General features: G+C 68.5%; 13 protein-coding genes. 9 read left to right on the top strand and 4 right to left on the bottom strand.

Annotation, left to right across the window (positions count from 1 at the left end):
- Positions 1–1,062 precede the first annotated feature (1,062 nt).
- The 6 genes from D5S19_RS13380 to nicT all read left to right on the top strand — a co-directional run bounded on the left by D5S19_RS13380 (position 1,063) and on the right by nicT (position 9,090).
- The gene (locus tag D5S19_RS13380; protein WP_199730485.1) at positions 1,063–2,715 is read left to right on the top strand and encodes a glycoside hydrolase family 3 protein; all 1,653 of its coding nucleotides are present in this window, start codon (positions 1,063–1,065) and stop codon (positions 2,713–2,715) included.
- The gene (locus tag D5S19_RS13375; RefSeq protein WP_120023658.1) at positions 2,712–3,962 is read left to right on the top strand and encodes an exo-beta-N-acetylmuramidase NamZ family protein; all 1,251 of its coding nucleotides are present in this window, start codon (positions 2,712–2,714) and stop codon (positions 3,960–3,962) included. Before D5S19_RS13380 ends, D5S19_RS13375 begins: the two co-directional genes overlap by 4 nt.
- 50 nt (positions 3,963–4,012) lie before the next feature.
- Complete coding sequence (locus tag D5S19_RS13370) at positions 4,013–5,725, top strand: serine hydrolase domain-containing protein (RefSeq protein ID WP_120023673.1); 1,713 nt, start codon at positions 4,013–4,015, stop codon at positions 5,723–5,725.
- Positions 5,726–5,935: 210 nt separating this feature from the next.
- Positions 5,936–6,937 (top strand): MurR/RpiR family transcriptional regulator, encoded by a 1,002-nt coding sequence (locus tag D5S19_RS13365; protein ID WP_199730477.1) that lies wholly within the window; start codon positions 5,936–5,938, stop codon positions 6,935–6,937.
- Between the two features lie 16 nt (positions 6,938–6,953).
- On the top strand, positions 6,954–7,883 hold the full coding sequence (locus D5S19_RS13360) for an N-acetylmuramic acid 6-phosphate etherase (RefSeq protein ID WP_120023656.1): 930 nt from the start codon (positions 6,954–6,956) through the stop codon (positions 7,881–7,883).
- Positions 7,884–7,983: 100 nt separating this feature from the next.
- Positions 7,984–9,090: a Nickel transporter NicT gene (nicT, locus tag D5S19_RS13355; RefSeq protein ID WP_120023655.1), complete on the top strand. Its 1,107-nt coding sequence runs from the start codon at positions 7,984–7,986 to the stop codon at positions 9,088–9,090.
- A gap of 322 nt (positions 9,091–9,412) precedes the next feature.
- On the opposite strand, the gene D5S19_RS13345 is transcribed toward nicT, so the two are convergent.
- Positions 9,413–9,865, bottom strand: a complete 453-nt coding sequence (locus D5S19_RS13345; RefSeq protein ID WP_120023653.1) for a carboxymuconolactone decarboxylase family protein — start codon at positions 9,863–9,865, stop codon at positions 9,413–9,415.
- A gap of 75 nt (positions 9,866–9,940) precedes the next feature.
- On the opposite strand from D5S19_RS13345, the gene D5S19_RS13340 reads away from it, so the two are divergent.
- On the top strand, positions 9,941–10,807 hold the full coding sequence (locus tag D5S19_RS13340) for a sigma-70 family RNA polymerase sigma factor (RefSeq protein WP_120023652.1): 867 nt from the start codon (positions 9,941–9,943) through the stop codon (positions 10,805–10,807).
- On the opposite strand, the gene D5S19_RS13335 is transcribed toward D5S19_RS13340, so the two are convergent.
- Positions 10,804–11,694, bottom strand: coding sequence for an aldo/keto reductase (locus tag D5S19_RS13335; protein WP_120023651.1), 891 nt, complete (start codon positions 11,692–11,694; stop codon positions 10,804–10,806). The genes D5S19_RS13340 and D5S19_RS13335 overlap by 4 nt on opposite strands.
- Before the next feature lie 92 nt (positions 11,695–11,786).
- Here D5S19_RS13335 and D5S19_RS13330 point away from each other — a divergent pair, with 92 nt between their 5' ends.
- Entirely contained in the window at positions 11,787–12,356 is a 570-nt protein-coding gene (locus D5S19_RS13330; protein ID WP_120023650.1) for a TetR/AcrR family transcriptional regulator, read from the top strand.
- 3 nt (positions 12,357–12,359) lie between these two features.
- Here the strand turns inward: D5S19_RS13330 and D5S19_RS13325 are convergent, their stop codons facing one another.
- Complete coding sequence (locus D5S19_RS13325; protein ID WP_120023649.1) at positions 12,360–13,082, bottom strand: Fic family protein; 723 nt, start codon at positions 13,080–13,082, stop codon at positions 12,360–12,362.
- On the bottom strand, positions 13,079–13,576 hold the full coding sequence (locus D5S19_RS13320; RefSeq protein WP_120023648.1) for a phosphoribosyltransferase: 498 nt from the start codon (positions 13,574–13,576) through the stop codon (positions 13,079–13,081). The genes D5S19_RS13325 and D5S19_RS13320 overlap by 4 nt, the downstream gene beginning before the upstream one ends.
- A gap of 113 nt (positions 13,577–13,689) precedes the next feature.
- Here D5S19_RS13320 and D5S19_RS13315 point away from each other — a divergent pair, with 113 nt between their 5' ends.
- Positions 13,690–14,271 (top strand): GNAT family N-acetyltransferase, encoded by a 582-nt coding sequence (locus D5S19_RS13315; protein ID WP_120023672.1) that lies wholly within the window; start codon positions 13,690–13,692, stop codon positions 14,269–14,271.
- Positions 14,272–14,304: the final 33 nt, after the last annotated feature.

The following is a 14,304-nucleotide window of genomic DNA, read 5'->3' as shown; positions in this document are numbered from 1 at the left end:
GGCGGCCCCCGTTGGCCTTTGGCCGACGGGCGCCGCCAGTGTTTGCGGGGGTTGTGGTTTTGTGTGGGGGTTTTGGGGTCGGCGCCTGAGCGGGTCGGTTCGATGTCGAGGGGCTTGATACGGGGCATGACGGTTGTGGGCCTGCTTGGGGCATCGCGGTGCCGTGAGGGATTCGACTTGGGCAGGTTGTGCGTGGGCGCGGGGCGGGTTCGTTTGCTGAAGTTGGGCCGAGCGGGTGGCAAGTGTCTCCTTTTGGGACGTTGAGGGCGAGGAGCGCCGTCGGCTTGCCAGGGCGCCGGACCGCAAATTGCAGAAGTCATCACCATGTGGAGCGCCGGGCACCGAGGCGTGGGAGAACCATCGACGCCGAGGCACCAGAACACCAAGTCCGGGAAGGATCGGCTTCCCGGGACACAACATCGCAAGGCGCGGAAAATAATCAGCTTCCCCGGCGGGCATAGCCGAGCCGGGGCCTGACAAGGGCAGCTCGCCGAGCCTGGGCTGGCAGGCGGGCCGAACACTGTCGCTTCCCGGGTACCCGGAGTTGGTCGGCCAAGAGCGCAATCGGCGAGGGTGGCCGCCATCCGAGCGAGCGGTGACGCTCCCCGCTCACGCAGCGGAGCCGGTCCGGCGAAGCCAACCCGGCATGCAGTGGGCAAGGGCGATGCGGAGTGACGTGATTGCGGTGGCGGGAGCAGGCGGGGACAACGTTGGGACGAGCGGGGCGCAGCCGCTCAGGTGAACGGGGCGGGTTCGGGCGCTTGTCCGATGGACAACGCAGGGCGCGTGTGAGTAGCTTCCCGATACCGGTGCTGTGCGGTGAAGGCTTCACGTCGGCGGTTGTCGAGGCTGGGAGGCGTCGTGGCAAGTCGGCTTGTTCGTGGGCACGTTCGGGTGGTAGCCGTTTCGCTGGTCGGAGTGCTTACCGGAGGCGGGCTTTCCGGTACTGCGGCGGCAACGGAGGCCGGCGCGAGGGACGGGGTGGACGTGACGAGCGCGCAGGCGCCGAAAGGTACGCAGGCGAAGCAGCTTGAGGTGGCCGCGAAACGGGTGTTGCACGGGATGAGCCTCGAAGAGAAAGTCGGGCAGCTGTTCGTCACCTGGGTGAACGGGAAGACCGCCGAGCAAGCCGATCCGAAGAATCAGGCCGATTTCGGAGTCGATACCGCAGCGGAGGCGGTACGCAGGTATCACCTCGGCGGGGTCATCTACTTCAACAACGACAGCCGCGACAACTTCGATGATCCCGGGCAGGTGGCGCGGTTGTCGAACGGCCTTCAGGCTGCCGCGCTCGGGAGCGGGGCACGTATTCCGTTGCAGATCGGGACCGATCAAGAAGGAGGTACGGTCACGCGGATGGGCGCGCCGGCGACCGAATTCCCCAACTCGATGGCGGTTGCGGCGGGGCGGGACGTTTCAGCCGGTACGCAGGTGGGCGCCGTGCTGGGGCGGGAGCTTCGGGCGGTCGGGATCAACCAGGACTACGCGCCGGACGCCGACGTCAACTCGAATCCGGCCAATCCGGTGATCGGAGTGCGGTCGTTCTCCGGACAGCCAGGGCTGGCCGGGGAGTTCGTTTCCGCCGAGGTACACGGGTACCAGGAAGGCCCCGCGTCGAAGGCGGTTTCGGCTACTGCCAAGCACTTTCCCGGACACGGCGACGCGGCGACCGACAGTCACACCGGTTTGCCGCGGATCGATCGGTCCGAAGAACAATGGCGGGCGATCGACCTGCCACCGTTCCTGGCCGCGATCGCGGCCGGAGTCGATTCGATCATGAGCGCGCACATCCAGTTCCCGAGCCTCGATCCCTCGGGTGAGCCTGCCACCCTGTCCAAGCCGATCATCACCGGGAAACTGCGTGGCGAACTCGGGTACGACGGCGTGGTGATCACCGACTCCCTTGAGATGCAGGGGGTGCGCGAGCTGCACAGGGACGCGGAAATCCCGGTGCTCGCACTGAAAGCCGGGGTGGATCAGTTGCTCATGCCGGCGAATCTGCGGCTCGCGATCGACTCCGTGCTCGACGCGGCGAAGGCCGGGGACCTGCCGATGCAGCGGATCGACCAGAGCGTGCTCCGGGTGCTGAAACTGAAGCTCAAGCGCGGCATCCTGACCGCGCCGTTCACCGACCCGGCACAGGTCGGCAGGTCGGTCGGCACGCCGGAGCACCTGGCGATCGCGCGGCGCATCGCCGACCGTTCGATCACTGCCATCGCGAACGACGCGGGAGTACTGCCGCTCAAGCAGAAACCCGCCACGACGCTGGTCACCGGCTGGGGCGTGGCCGGCACGCAGACGCTCGCCGAACGCCTTTCCGCGCACGGGACGAAGGCGACTGCCCTGCAGACCGGTCAAACTCCGTCCGACGAAGTGATCGCGCAGGCGGCCGTAGCGGCGAAGAACACCGATCTCGTCGTGGTGCTCACCAACAATCTCGGCGGTTTCCCCCGGCAGAACAAGCTCCTGCAAGCGTTGATGGACACCGGCAACCCAGTGATCGCGGTGGCCGCGCAGATCCCGTACGACGCGGGGTACGACAACCCGGTGCCCACGTGGCTCGCCACCTACGGGTACTTCACGCCGTCGCTGGAGGCGCTGGCGAAGGTCGTGCTGGGCAAGAAAAAACCGAGCGGAAAGCTGCCCGTGGACGTGCCTGCCGGGGCCGACGTACACAACGTCAGATACCCATTCGGACACGGACTGACCTGGTGAACCTCAACCGCCGCAGCTTCCTGGCCGTTCCCGCGCTGGCGCTGCCAACGCTCGCGGGTGGCTCCGCCGTGGCGCAGGCCGCGACTGCCCAGCCCGTGCTCACCGGAGCGGCGCAGCTCGCTGCACAGGGGTGGCGTCCCCTCGCCGGACGCAAGCTCGGCGTGTTGTCGAACCCGACGGGTGTGCTCGCGAACGGTGATCACATCGTCGACTCGATGGTTGCGGCAGGTGTACGTCCTGTCGCGGCTTTCGGCCCCGAGCATGGGTTTCGCGGCAGCGCGCAAGCCGGTGGCTCTGAAGGCAACTACAACGACCCACGTACCGGCATTCCCGTGTACGACACGTACGGCGCCGACGCAACGACGCTCGCTTCGTTGTTCACGAAGGCCGGGCTCGACACCGTGGTCTTCGATATCGCCGACGTCGGCGCGCGCTTCTACACCTACATCTGGTCGCTGTACACAGCGATGCTGGCAGCGGCGAAAGTCGGCGCCGCCTTCGTTGTGCTCGACCGGCCGAATCCGATCGGTAGCCGTCTCGCCGGGCCGGTGCTCGACCCGAAGTTCGCGTCAGGCGTCGGGCTGAAGCCCATTGCGCAGCAGCACGGTATGACGGTCGGTGAACTCGCGCGCTTCTTCGCTGCCGAGTTCCTGCCGGGCGACGGTGCTCAGCTGAAGCACCTCGAAGTCATCCAGGTACGTGGCTGGCGGCGCGACGTCTTCTTCGCGGACACAGGTTTGCGGTGGGTGCTCCCCAGCCCGAACATGCCCACGCCGGACACCGCGCTCGTCTACCCGGGAACCGGGATGTTCGAAGGCACTGTGTTCTCCGAAGGCCGCGGCACCACCCGGCCGTTCGAGATCGTCGGCGCCCCTGGCCTCGATTGGCGCTGGCGTGACGAACTGGAGAAGCTGCTTCTGCCCGGCGCCGCGTTCCGCGAAGTCTACTTTGTACCGACGTTCAGCAAGTTCGTGAACGAAATTTGCGGCGGCGTACAGCTCACCGTTACCGAACCGCAGGTGTTCGACGCGGTCCGCACGGCTGTGGCGATGCTGGTGACGGCGAAGCGGATCGCCCCGGACAAGTTCGGGTGGCGGCCGGACCTGGGCATCGACAAGCTGTCCGGATCCGCGCGGCTGCGCACCATGGTCGACGCCGGGGCCGGAATCGATGAGATCACCGGGGCCTGGCGCGCCGAACTCGGCGATTTCGACCGTAGCCGACGGCCCTACCTGATCTACCGCTGAGGAGTCCGGTGATACGTGCTAGGAAGGTGCTCGTCACGACGCTGGCCGTCATGCTCGCGGCCACCACGACGGCGGGAGCAGCCACGACCTCCAGCAGGCCCGGCCAAGGGCGTTTCGACCAGCCACAGCACGGCTTCGCTCCGGCGAGCACCACGCTGCGCGAGGGCGAGCCCGGCGACGTCGGGCTCGACCAGCGGCCGATCCGCGACGCCGAGCAGTTCCTGAGGAACTGGACGCAGCCGGACGCGAGCGGGCATCCGCACTTCTCCGGTGCTGTCGGCCTGCTCGCGCACCAAGGTGTGGTCGTCGGCCGCTACGCCGTGGGCGGCGCACTGCGTTACGCCGATGCGAAGGGCACCGAGTTGCCTCCCGCACAGCAAGTACCCATGCGTGACGACACCATCTTCGACCTGGCGTCGATCTCGAAGCTGTTCACCTCGATAGCCGCGCTACAGCTCACTGAGCAAGGCAAGCTCGAAGTAAACGCGCCGGTGGTGCGCTATCTGCCCGAGTTCGGCGTACAGGGCAAGCAGGACGTGACGATCGAACAGCTGCTTACGCACACCTCCGGCTTCGACGCCGACCCTTCGCCGTCGCTGTGGGAGGGGTACGCGGACATCCCGTCGCGACGCAAGGCCGTACTCGACAGCCCGCTGAAGAACGCGCCGGGCACCACCTACCGGTACTCCGACCTCAACATGCTGACGCTCGGCTTCGTGATCGAGAAGCTCACTGGTAAGCCGTTGGACACGGTGGTGCACGACCGCATCACGGCGCCGCTCGGCATGGTCGACACCGGGTACAACCCGCCTGTCTCGAAGCTGAACCGGATCGCTGCGACCGAGTACGAGAGCAACCCGCCGCGCGGTCTCGTACGCGGACAGGTGCACGACGAGAACGCGTGGTCGCTCGGTGGCGTCGCGGGGCACGCCGGCGTGTTCTCCACTGGGAGCGACCTGGCGACGCTGTGCCAGGCAATCCTCAACGGTGGCAGTTACCGCGGACACCGCATCCTGCGACCCGACACCGTGGAGAAGATGCTGACGAACTACAACGCACGCTTCCCCGACGACGCGCACGGCCTCGGCTTCGAACTCGACCAACCGTGGTACATGGGCGCGCTGTCGTCGCCGACGAGCGCGGGACACACCGGGTTCACTGGCACCACGCTGGTCATCGACCCTGAGTCACGCTCCTTTGCACTGCTTCTGACCAACCGTGTGCACCCCACGCGCGGCTGGGGGTCCATCAACGCCGCGCGGCAGGTCTGGGCGACTTCGCTCGCGAAGGCGATGGCCGTCCGCCCGGTGGTCGGCAAGGACGAGTGGTACGCCGACCCCGGCGACAGCGCCACAGCGACGCTCAGTACACCGCCGCTGGACGCACGGAGTGGATCACTGCAAGCGTCCTTTCACGCCTTCGTCGACACCGAAGGACCGAATGATCCATTCCAGCTCGAAGCGAGCACCGACGGCGTCAATTGGCAACCAGTTCCCCTGCGGGCGACCGGGCCGGGTGCACCCGCTGGAACCGTGTCGTCTCTCTCCGGACACGGGCACCGTGCCTGGTGGCACGTGTCCGCCACCGTCCCGGCACCCTCAGCCATGACGCTCCGCTGGCGTTACACCACCGACTCGAATTACACCGGACGCGGGATTTCACTCGATGGTGTGAAAGTCACTGAACGCGGCCGAACCGTTCTCGATGGTGAGCGAAACCCCGGCGAACTGTCCTCATCCGGGTGGCGATTGAGCACACGGTAAGCAGCTCGTCGCCCGTTGTCAGGGATTCTGCCCGTTCCGGTGATCTGACCTCGTTCGCCCACGACACTAAGTTGCCAAGTCGTTAGCTTGAGCTCGTTAACAAGGCGGACCCGGTTAGCGACTTTCTTTACGACGATTAATCGCAAACCGAAGTCCGCAGACACGGACGGGTTGTGATCCTGCCGAAGGATGTGGGTAGTCTTGTCGCAAATGCCAACGGTTAGTAACTTTCCGACGGCGGTTGATGCCGGATCCGTAGTCGTCGCCGCACCGTCCGAGGACCTCGCAGGTCAGCCGCCTGCCCGGGACGCTGACGCGAGCCCGTTGGTCCGCATCCGGTCGCTGTTGCCCGGGCTCGCCCGTGCCGAGCAGCGCGTCGCCAAGGTCGTGCTCGACGATCCGGCCTCGGTCGCCCGTCGCAGCATCACCGAAGTCGCCCTCGCCGCGAGCACCTCCGAAACCACCGTGACCCGCTTCTGCAAGGCCGTCGGCGTCGGCGGCTACCCGCAGCTGCGCATCGCGCTCGCCGCGGACACCGCACGCACCGAAGCGCGCACCACGCGCAACCTCGGCGGCGAGATCGGCCCGGGCGACGACCTGGCCTCCGTGATCGGCAAGGTCAGCTTCGCCGACGCGCGCGCCGTCGAGGAGACCGCGGAGCAACTCGACGTGGCCGAGCTGCAGAACGTGATCGATCTCGTCGCGAACGCCGGGCGGGTGGACGTGTACGGGGTGGGCGCCAGCGCGTTCGTCGCCGCGGACCTGCAGCAGAAGCTGCACCGCATCGGACGCGTCAGCTTCGCGTGGTCGGACACGCACATCATGCTCACCTCGGCCGCGGTACTGCAGCCGGGCGACGTCGCCATCGCCGTCTCGCACACCGGCGCCACCACGGACTCCGTGGAGGCGCTGCGCGTGGCCCGCGAGCGCGGCGCGGTGACCGTGGCGGTCACCAACTTCCCACGGTCCCCGATCACTGAGGTCGCCGACCACGTGCTGACCACGGCGGCCCGGGAGACCACCTTCCGCTCCGGCGCGACAGCGAGCCGGATCGCCCAGCTGACCGTGATCGACTGCCTGTTCATCGGGGTCGCGCAACGGCACATGGAGGCGTCGGTCAGCGCGCTCGACGCGACCAGGGACGCGGTCGGCTCGCACCGGCTCGGGGTCAGGCCCGACGGCCGCCGCCGTCCGCGGGAAACCGGTAAGTGAGGGAAAAGTGAGGCGCATGATGACCGTCCCGTGTCAAGCGGTGCACGTCGATTCGCCGACCGAGCAACGCAACCCCCACACGGTCGACATCGACCTGATGTCCACGCAAGCGATCCTCGGCGCCATCAACGCCGAGGACCGCAAGGTGCCCGACGCGGTGGCCGCAGTGCTCCCCCGGCTGGCTCTCGCGGTGGACTACGCGGTCGATGCGCTGCGCGGCGGCGGCCGGGTGCACTACGTCGGTGCGGGCACGTCGGGGCGGCTGGCCACGTTGGACGCGGCCGAGCTCGTGCCCACCTTCAACGTGCCGTCCGACTGGTTCATCGCGCATCACGCGGGCGGCACGCAGGCGCTGCGCGAAGCCGTGGAGAACGCCGAGGACGACGCCGAAGCGGGCGAAGCGGCGCTGGCCGCGGCTGTCCGTCCCGGTGACTTCGTACTCGGGCTCGCCGCGTCGGGACGGACGCCGTTCGTGCTCGGTGCGCTGGCGGCGGCAAGCCGGGCCGACGCGCGTACGGGCCTGGTCTCGGCCAACCCGCGTGCGGCCAAGCCGATGGGCGTCGACGTGCTGATCGCCGTCGCGACCGGGCCGGAGGCCATCGCCGGCTCCACCCGGATGAAGGCGGGCACCGCGCAGAAGATGATCCTCACCGCGTTCTCCACCGCGACGATGATCAAGATGGGCAAGACGTACTCGAACCTGATGGTCAGCATGCGCGCGACGAACGCGAAGCTGCGCGGACGCACCGTACGCATCCTTCAGGAGGCCACGGGCATGACCATGGCCGACTGCTCGGACGCACTCACCGAAGCCGGCGGCGATCTCAAGGTGGCGCTCGTACACCTGCTGTCGGGCAGCAACGTCGCTCACGCCGCCGAAGCGCTCGAAGCGTCCGGCGGGCACGTACGGAAGGCACTCACTTCCCTGCACCTGCGCGCCGGCTGAGTCCGGCTCGGCCGCTCGTGGACGTCCCACGAGCGGCCGTTGCGGTTGATCCGTTCACCTGCATAGCCTTTTCGCGGTCAGGCTGAGCGGGAGGGCATCCATGACCAAGCCGAGCGGTGACCGCTGGGTGATCGGCGCGATGGCCATGGTCATCCTGCTGCTCAACCTTCTCGGCTGGGGCCTGCTCGTGCTGGTCGTGGCACCACGGCACTACCAGCTCGGCACCGGCGGCTTCGGCATCGGACTCGGGGTCACCGCGTTCACCCTCGGCATGCGGCACGCCTTCGACGCCGATCACATCGCCGCGATCGACAACACCACGCGCAAGCTGATCGCCGACGGGCAACGCCCGCTGTCGGTCGGGTTCTGGTTCTCGCTCGGGCACTCGACGATCGTGTTCGTGTTGTGCCTGCTGCTCTCGTTCGGGGTGCGGGCGCTGGCCGGCCAGCTTGAGGACGGTTCCTCGGCCCTGCACGAAACGGCCGGGCTCATCGGCACGTCGGTGTCCGCTGTTTTCCTGTACCTGATCGCGATCATGAACCTGGTGGTGCTGACCGGCCTCGCCAAGGTGTTCGCCGGAATGCGCCGCGGCGAACTGGACGAGGCGGCGCTGGAGCAGCGGCTCGATCAGCGCGGCCTGCTGAACCGGCTGCTGCGCGGTACCACGAAAGCGGTGCGCAAACCGTGGCACATCTACCCCGTGGGTGTCCTTTTCGGACTCGGGTTCGATACCGCGACGGAGGTCGGCCTGCTCGTGCTCGCCGCCGGCGCGGCCGCGTTTTCCCTGCCCTGGTACGCGATCCTGATCCTGCCGGTGCTGTTCGCAGCCGGAATGTGCCTGTTCGACGCGGCCGACGGCGTGCTGATGAACTACGCCTACGGCTGGGCGGCAGCCCGGCCGATCCGCAAGATCTACTACAACCTCACGGTCACCGCGTTGTCCGTGGCGGTCGCGCTCGGCATCGGCACCATCGAACTCGTCTCGCTGCTGGCCGACAAGCTCGACATCACCGACGGTCCGCTGGCCGCGATCGCCGGGCTGGACCTGGATTATGTCGGGTTCGGCATCGTCGGGCTGTTCGCGCTCGTGTGGCTGATTGCGTTGGCAGTGTGGCGGTTTGGGCGGATCGAACAGAAGTGGAGTGCCCAGCCGGCCTCGAATGCGGGACCTGAACCAGCTCGGCAAGAACGGCAAGGACCTGAGTGACCTTCGATCGGGCCGTCAAAGCGGGGTCGAACGGGCATCGCTACAGTTCGCCGCGTACCTGCGTAGAATCCGGTCTATACCATTTCAACCAGCACAAGTCCGCCGGCCGCGGCGGAGCTGGTGCAAGCGACCCTCTCGGCCGCGATCCAGCCGGAGTACCGGGGTGGCGAGGGTATGCGTTCGCGCCGGAGCTTCCGGTGAGCGCGGACGCTTCGGCGCTGGAGCGCCTGCTGGCCTTGGTCGGGCGGCCGGCGGACTGGGCTCCGAAGAGCTGACCCGGGTCCGGCTCCGGGACGTATGCCCCGGAGCCGGACACCCCCGGTCACCACGAACCGACAGGCTGCCGGATCGCGCCGTTCAAGCGGTTCCACACGTTGATCCCGGCGATGGTCAGCAGCAGCGACGAAAGCTCCTTCTCGTCGAAGTTGTCCGCGGCCTCGTCCCAGACGGCGTCCGGCACCGCGTCCGGCCGGTCCGCGATCCTGGTCACGCATTCGGCCAGCGCCAGTGCGGCCCGCTCCGCGTCGGTGAAGTACGGCGATTCCCGCCACGCGCCGACCGCCCAGATCCGCTCGTCCTTCTCGCCCGATTCCTTCAGTTCCCTGGCGTGCATGTCCACGCAGACGCTGCATCCGTTGATCTGACTCACCCGCAGGTGCACCAGCTGGTGGGTGGTCTCGGGCAACGTGCTCGCGTGCGCCGCCTTGTTCAGCGCCAGCAGCGCCTGCATCGCTTCCGGGTGTACCTGGACCGGGTGGTTCATCCGCGCCTGCATGGGTCTCCTCCTGTCACAGCGCCCGCGTTCGGCGGGTCTTGACGGTAGGACCCGGCGGGGAGAGAGGATGTGACAGTGCAGGACGAGAATTTCTGGGCGGCACAGTTCGAACGGCACCGCGGCCGGTTGCGCGCGGTGGCCTACCGGATGCTCGGCTCGTTCACCGAGGCCGACGACGCGGTGCAGGAAGCCTGGTTGCGGGTCTCCCGCGCGTCCGGCGAGGACGTACGCGACGCCGGCAGCTGGCTGACCACGGTGGTGTCGCGGCAGTGCCTCAACATGCTGCGCGCGCGTTCGACGCGGCGGGAGGACCCGCTGGACACGCGGGTGCCCGATCCGGTGGTGGCATCCGGCGACGGTGCCGATCCTGCTGAGCAGGAGGTACTCGCCGATTCGGTGGGACTGGCGCTGCTCGTGGTGCTCGACGCGCTCGCGCCGGCGGAACGGCTCACCTTCGTGCTGCACGACATGTTCGCGGTGCCGTTCGACGAGATCGCGCCGATCGTGGACCGGACCCCCGCCGGGGCGCGGCAGCTGGCGAGCCGGGCCCGCCGCCGGGTGCAGGGCCTGCCGCTCACCGGCTCACCCGACCGGCGGCAGCAGCGCCGGATGGTGGAGGCCTGGCTCGCCGCCGCGCGAGGCGGGGATTTCGCCGCGCTGGTCGAGCTGCTGCACCCGGACGCAGTACTGCGGGTCGACACGGGTGGTGCCGGGTCGAAGCTGGTCCGCGGTCCGGCCGAGATCGCCGGGCAGGCCGTGCTGTTCCGGGCCGGCGGCAGGCTGGCCCGGCTCGCGCTGGTCAACGGCGGACCCGGCATCGTGGCCGTGCGGGACGGCCGCGCCTTGTCGGTGCTGGCGTTCACCTTGCGCGACGGGCTGATCGTGGAGATCGACATCCTTGCCGACGCAACGCGATTGTCCACATTGGAGCTAACGCTTTAACGTGCGGCAGAGGCGGCCAGGTCCAGCGCGGCAATCGCCTCGGCAGGCAGCCGAACCGCACCGACAGCCAGATTCTCCGCCAGATGCGCGGGATTCGCCGTTCCCGGGATCAACAGCGTGCCCTCGTAATGCACAAGCAGCCAGGCCAGCGCCACCTGCGCCGGAGTCACGCCGAGGTCCGCGGCAATGCCGGTGACCACCGGATTGCCGGTGACGTCCCAGCCGAGTTCGAGGGCCGACCCGAGCGGGAAGTACGGCACCCACGCGAGACCGTGCTCCCGGCACAGCTCCAGGACCGGTTCGCTGGAGCGGTCCAGCACGCTGTAGGCGTTCTGGACGCAGACGATCCCGGCAGGCTGGGCGTGCCGCAGCTGGTCGGCGGACACGTGGCTGAGCCCGATGCCGCCGATCTTGCCTTCCTCACGCAGCGCGATCAGCTCGGCGAGCTGGCTGTCGATGTCGACGACCTGCTCGCCCTCGGCGACCAGCCCGGGTGGAGTGTCGCCGCGGCGCAGGTTGACGACCTCCAACCTCTCCACGCCGAGAGCGGCGAGGTTGGCTTCGACCTGCGTACGCAGCTCCGCCGGCCGCTGTCGCAGGGCGAGTTGGCCATCCGGCAGGTTGTCCGCGCCGACCTTCGTGACGATGACCAGGTCGTCCGGATAGGGCGAAAGCGCCTGGCGGATAAGGGAATTGGCCAGACCCGCACCGTAGAACTGCGCGGTGTCGACATGGTTGACGCCGCCCTCGATCGCCTGCCGCAAGACCGCGAGGCGGTCCTCGTGCGAGGCGGACGAACGCTCCAGCTGCATGGCCCCGAAGCCGATCCGGGCGACCTGCCGTCCGGCGAGACCGGCGGTACCGCCTGGGGACTCAAGTTCCGTCATGGGTGCGACTCCAGCTCTGGCATAGTGAGCAGGGTTGATGCGGAGGCTCCTCCGTATCCCCACGGTAGCAGAAACGGAGGATCCTCCGCATCATGTCGGAAGAAGGACCGCCGCGCCGTCGCCGCGCCGACGCCGAACGCAACCGCACCCGGCTGCTGGAAGCGGGCCGCGCCGCCTTCGCGTCCGGCCGGGAACCGGTGACGCTCGAACGGATCGCCCGCGACGCCGGAGTCGGCATCGGCACGCTCTACCGGCACTTCCCGACCAGGGAAGCATTCGTCGAGGCGCTGTACCGGGAAGAGGTGGCACAGCTCTGCGCCAGCGCGGAGGTCCTGCTGGCCGCCGAGAACCCGGTGCACGCGCTACGCCGCTGGATGGATCGCTTCGCCGAATACGCGACCGCGAAACGGGAGATGGCCGATTCCTTGCGAGTGCTGCTGTCGTCCGGCGCAGTGGCGATCACGGACGTGCGCGAGGACCTCACCGCGGCAGTCCAGACCATCCTCGACGCAGGGATCTCGGACGGCACATTGCGCGCCGACGTGCGCGCCGAGGACATCGTGGTGAGCGTGGTCGGGATGACTTCCGCCACCGCCGTCGACGGCGGACGAGAGCAACTGGACCGAATGTTCGACCTGCTCCTGGACGGCGTCCGCCGCTGAACCTCAGCCCGCCGCGGAGGAGATGCTGCGGGCCTCTTTGGCACCGGTCTCGAAAGCTTCACAGCAGAACAGCAGCCAGGCGCGCACGCCTTCCGGAGTTCCGCCGGCGAAACCCTCGGCCAGCTCGACGTACTTCGGCACACGCCGGAAGAACGCCACTTCGGGCACCGTCAGCGCCTTCGGGTCGAGACCCGTCGAGACCATCGCCAGCCGCGCCGCGCCGCGAGCGACCACGCCGTCTGCCGAACCGAACGGCGACAACGCCAGCAGCTCGCCGTGCACGACCGCGGTCAGCACCGCACCAGGCACCTTCGTCGCCCCGGTGACGAGCTGGGCGAGCAGCTCCAGCCGTTCCCCACCGCTACGGGGACGGCCGAGCGCGTCCGGATCGTCGACCAGGTCGGAAGCGGCGAGCAGGTGGAGCCGCGCCAGCGCTTGCAACGGAGCCCGCCGCCATGTCGGCAGCAGCCGCTCCAGCGTCTCGGCCACCCGGAGCGCACCGGCCAGCAGTGGATCGGTCACCGAACCGTCAGCGGGCAGCTCGGGGTTGGCCCCGGCGATCCCGGCCGAGGCCCGCGCCGCGCGCACGGACGCTTCGGCAGCCGTTTCCGCGCCGCCACGGAGGTTCGCCGGCAACCGGTGCACGGCGAACACCGCGTCCTGTGCGGCCTTGGCCGCGGTCGCGACGCCGTCGAGCTCCAGCAAGGGCTTCAGTGGGTCACTCACGCGTCGAGCACCTGCCCGCTCCGCTGCACGACCGGCGGCAGCACCGACCACGGAAAGTTGATCCACCGATCGGTCCGGCGCCACACGTACTCACACTTCACTGTGGACTGTGGCTTTTCGTAGATCACCGCGCAGCGCACTTCGGCCACGTGGTCCAGGCAGTAGTCGCGGACCAGCTTGAGCGTGGCGCCGGTGTCCGCCACGTCGTCGGCGATCAGCACCTTCTTGCTCGTCAGGTCGACCACGTTGGGCACCGGCGGCAGCATCACCGGCAGGTCCAGCCGCTGGTCCACACCGGTGTAGAACTCGACGTTCATCACGTGCAGGTTCTTCACGTCGAGCGCGTAGCCGAGCGAACCGGCCACGAACAGCCCGCCACGGGCGATGGACAGGATCAGGTCGGGCGCGTACCCGTCGTCGGCGACGGTCCGGGCCAGTTCCCGGCCCGCCGACCCGAACAGCTCCCAGGTCAGCTCTTCCCGTTCCTCGGCCATGCGCGCCCTCTTTCCGGTTCTTCCCGCGAGCATAGGCAACGGCGAAGTGGACTGGTGAACTAAGGTGAAAATGGATATCCTGCACAGCCACTTGGCCTCGTAGCGTGAGCCTGGTGAGCACCTGGACCGAACCCCCGACCCTGACCGGCCGCCATGTCCGGCTGGCACCGCTGGCCGCCGGCCACGCCGCCGGCCTGCTCGAAGCCGGCGCCGACCCGGGCATCTGGACCTGGCTGAGCGTGGCGCGACCGACCGATCTCGCCGAATCCGAGGCAATGGTGCGGGCCGCGCTGGCCGATCCGGACCGGCTCCCGATGGCGCAGATCGACCTCGCCTCCGGCCGCGTCGCCGGCACCACTTCGTACTACCAGGTCGCGGCGAAACACCGCATCCTGGCCATCGGGCACACCTGGCTCGGCGCGGCCTTCCAGCGCACTGCGCTCAACACCGAGGCCAAGTTCCTCTTGCTGCGCAACGCTTTCGAGAGCTGGGGCGCCCAGCGGGCGGCCTGGGAGACCGACGTGCGCAACCTGCGCTCGCAGCGGGCCATCGAACGGCTCGGCGCCCAGCGCGAAGGGCTGCTCCGGGCACACCGGCTCCGGCCGGACGGCACCTCACGCGACACCGTCGTGTACTCGCTGACCGACGCCGAGTGGCCCGGTGTGCGCGCTCGCCTGCTGGCCCGGCTCGGCTGAGGCAACGTCGCTGCAACCTTGTCGTAGGCGGGC

Source organism: Amycolatopsis panacis (genome assembly GCF_003600245.1).
Classification (GTDB): domain Bacteria; phylum Actinomycetota; class Actinomycetes; order Mycobacteriales; family Pseudonocardiaceae; genus Amycolatopsis; species Amycolatopsis sulphurea.
This window is presented reverse-complemented; position numbering and strand designations above follow the sequence as displayed.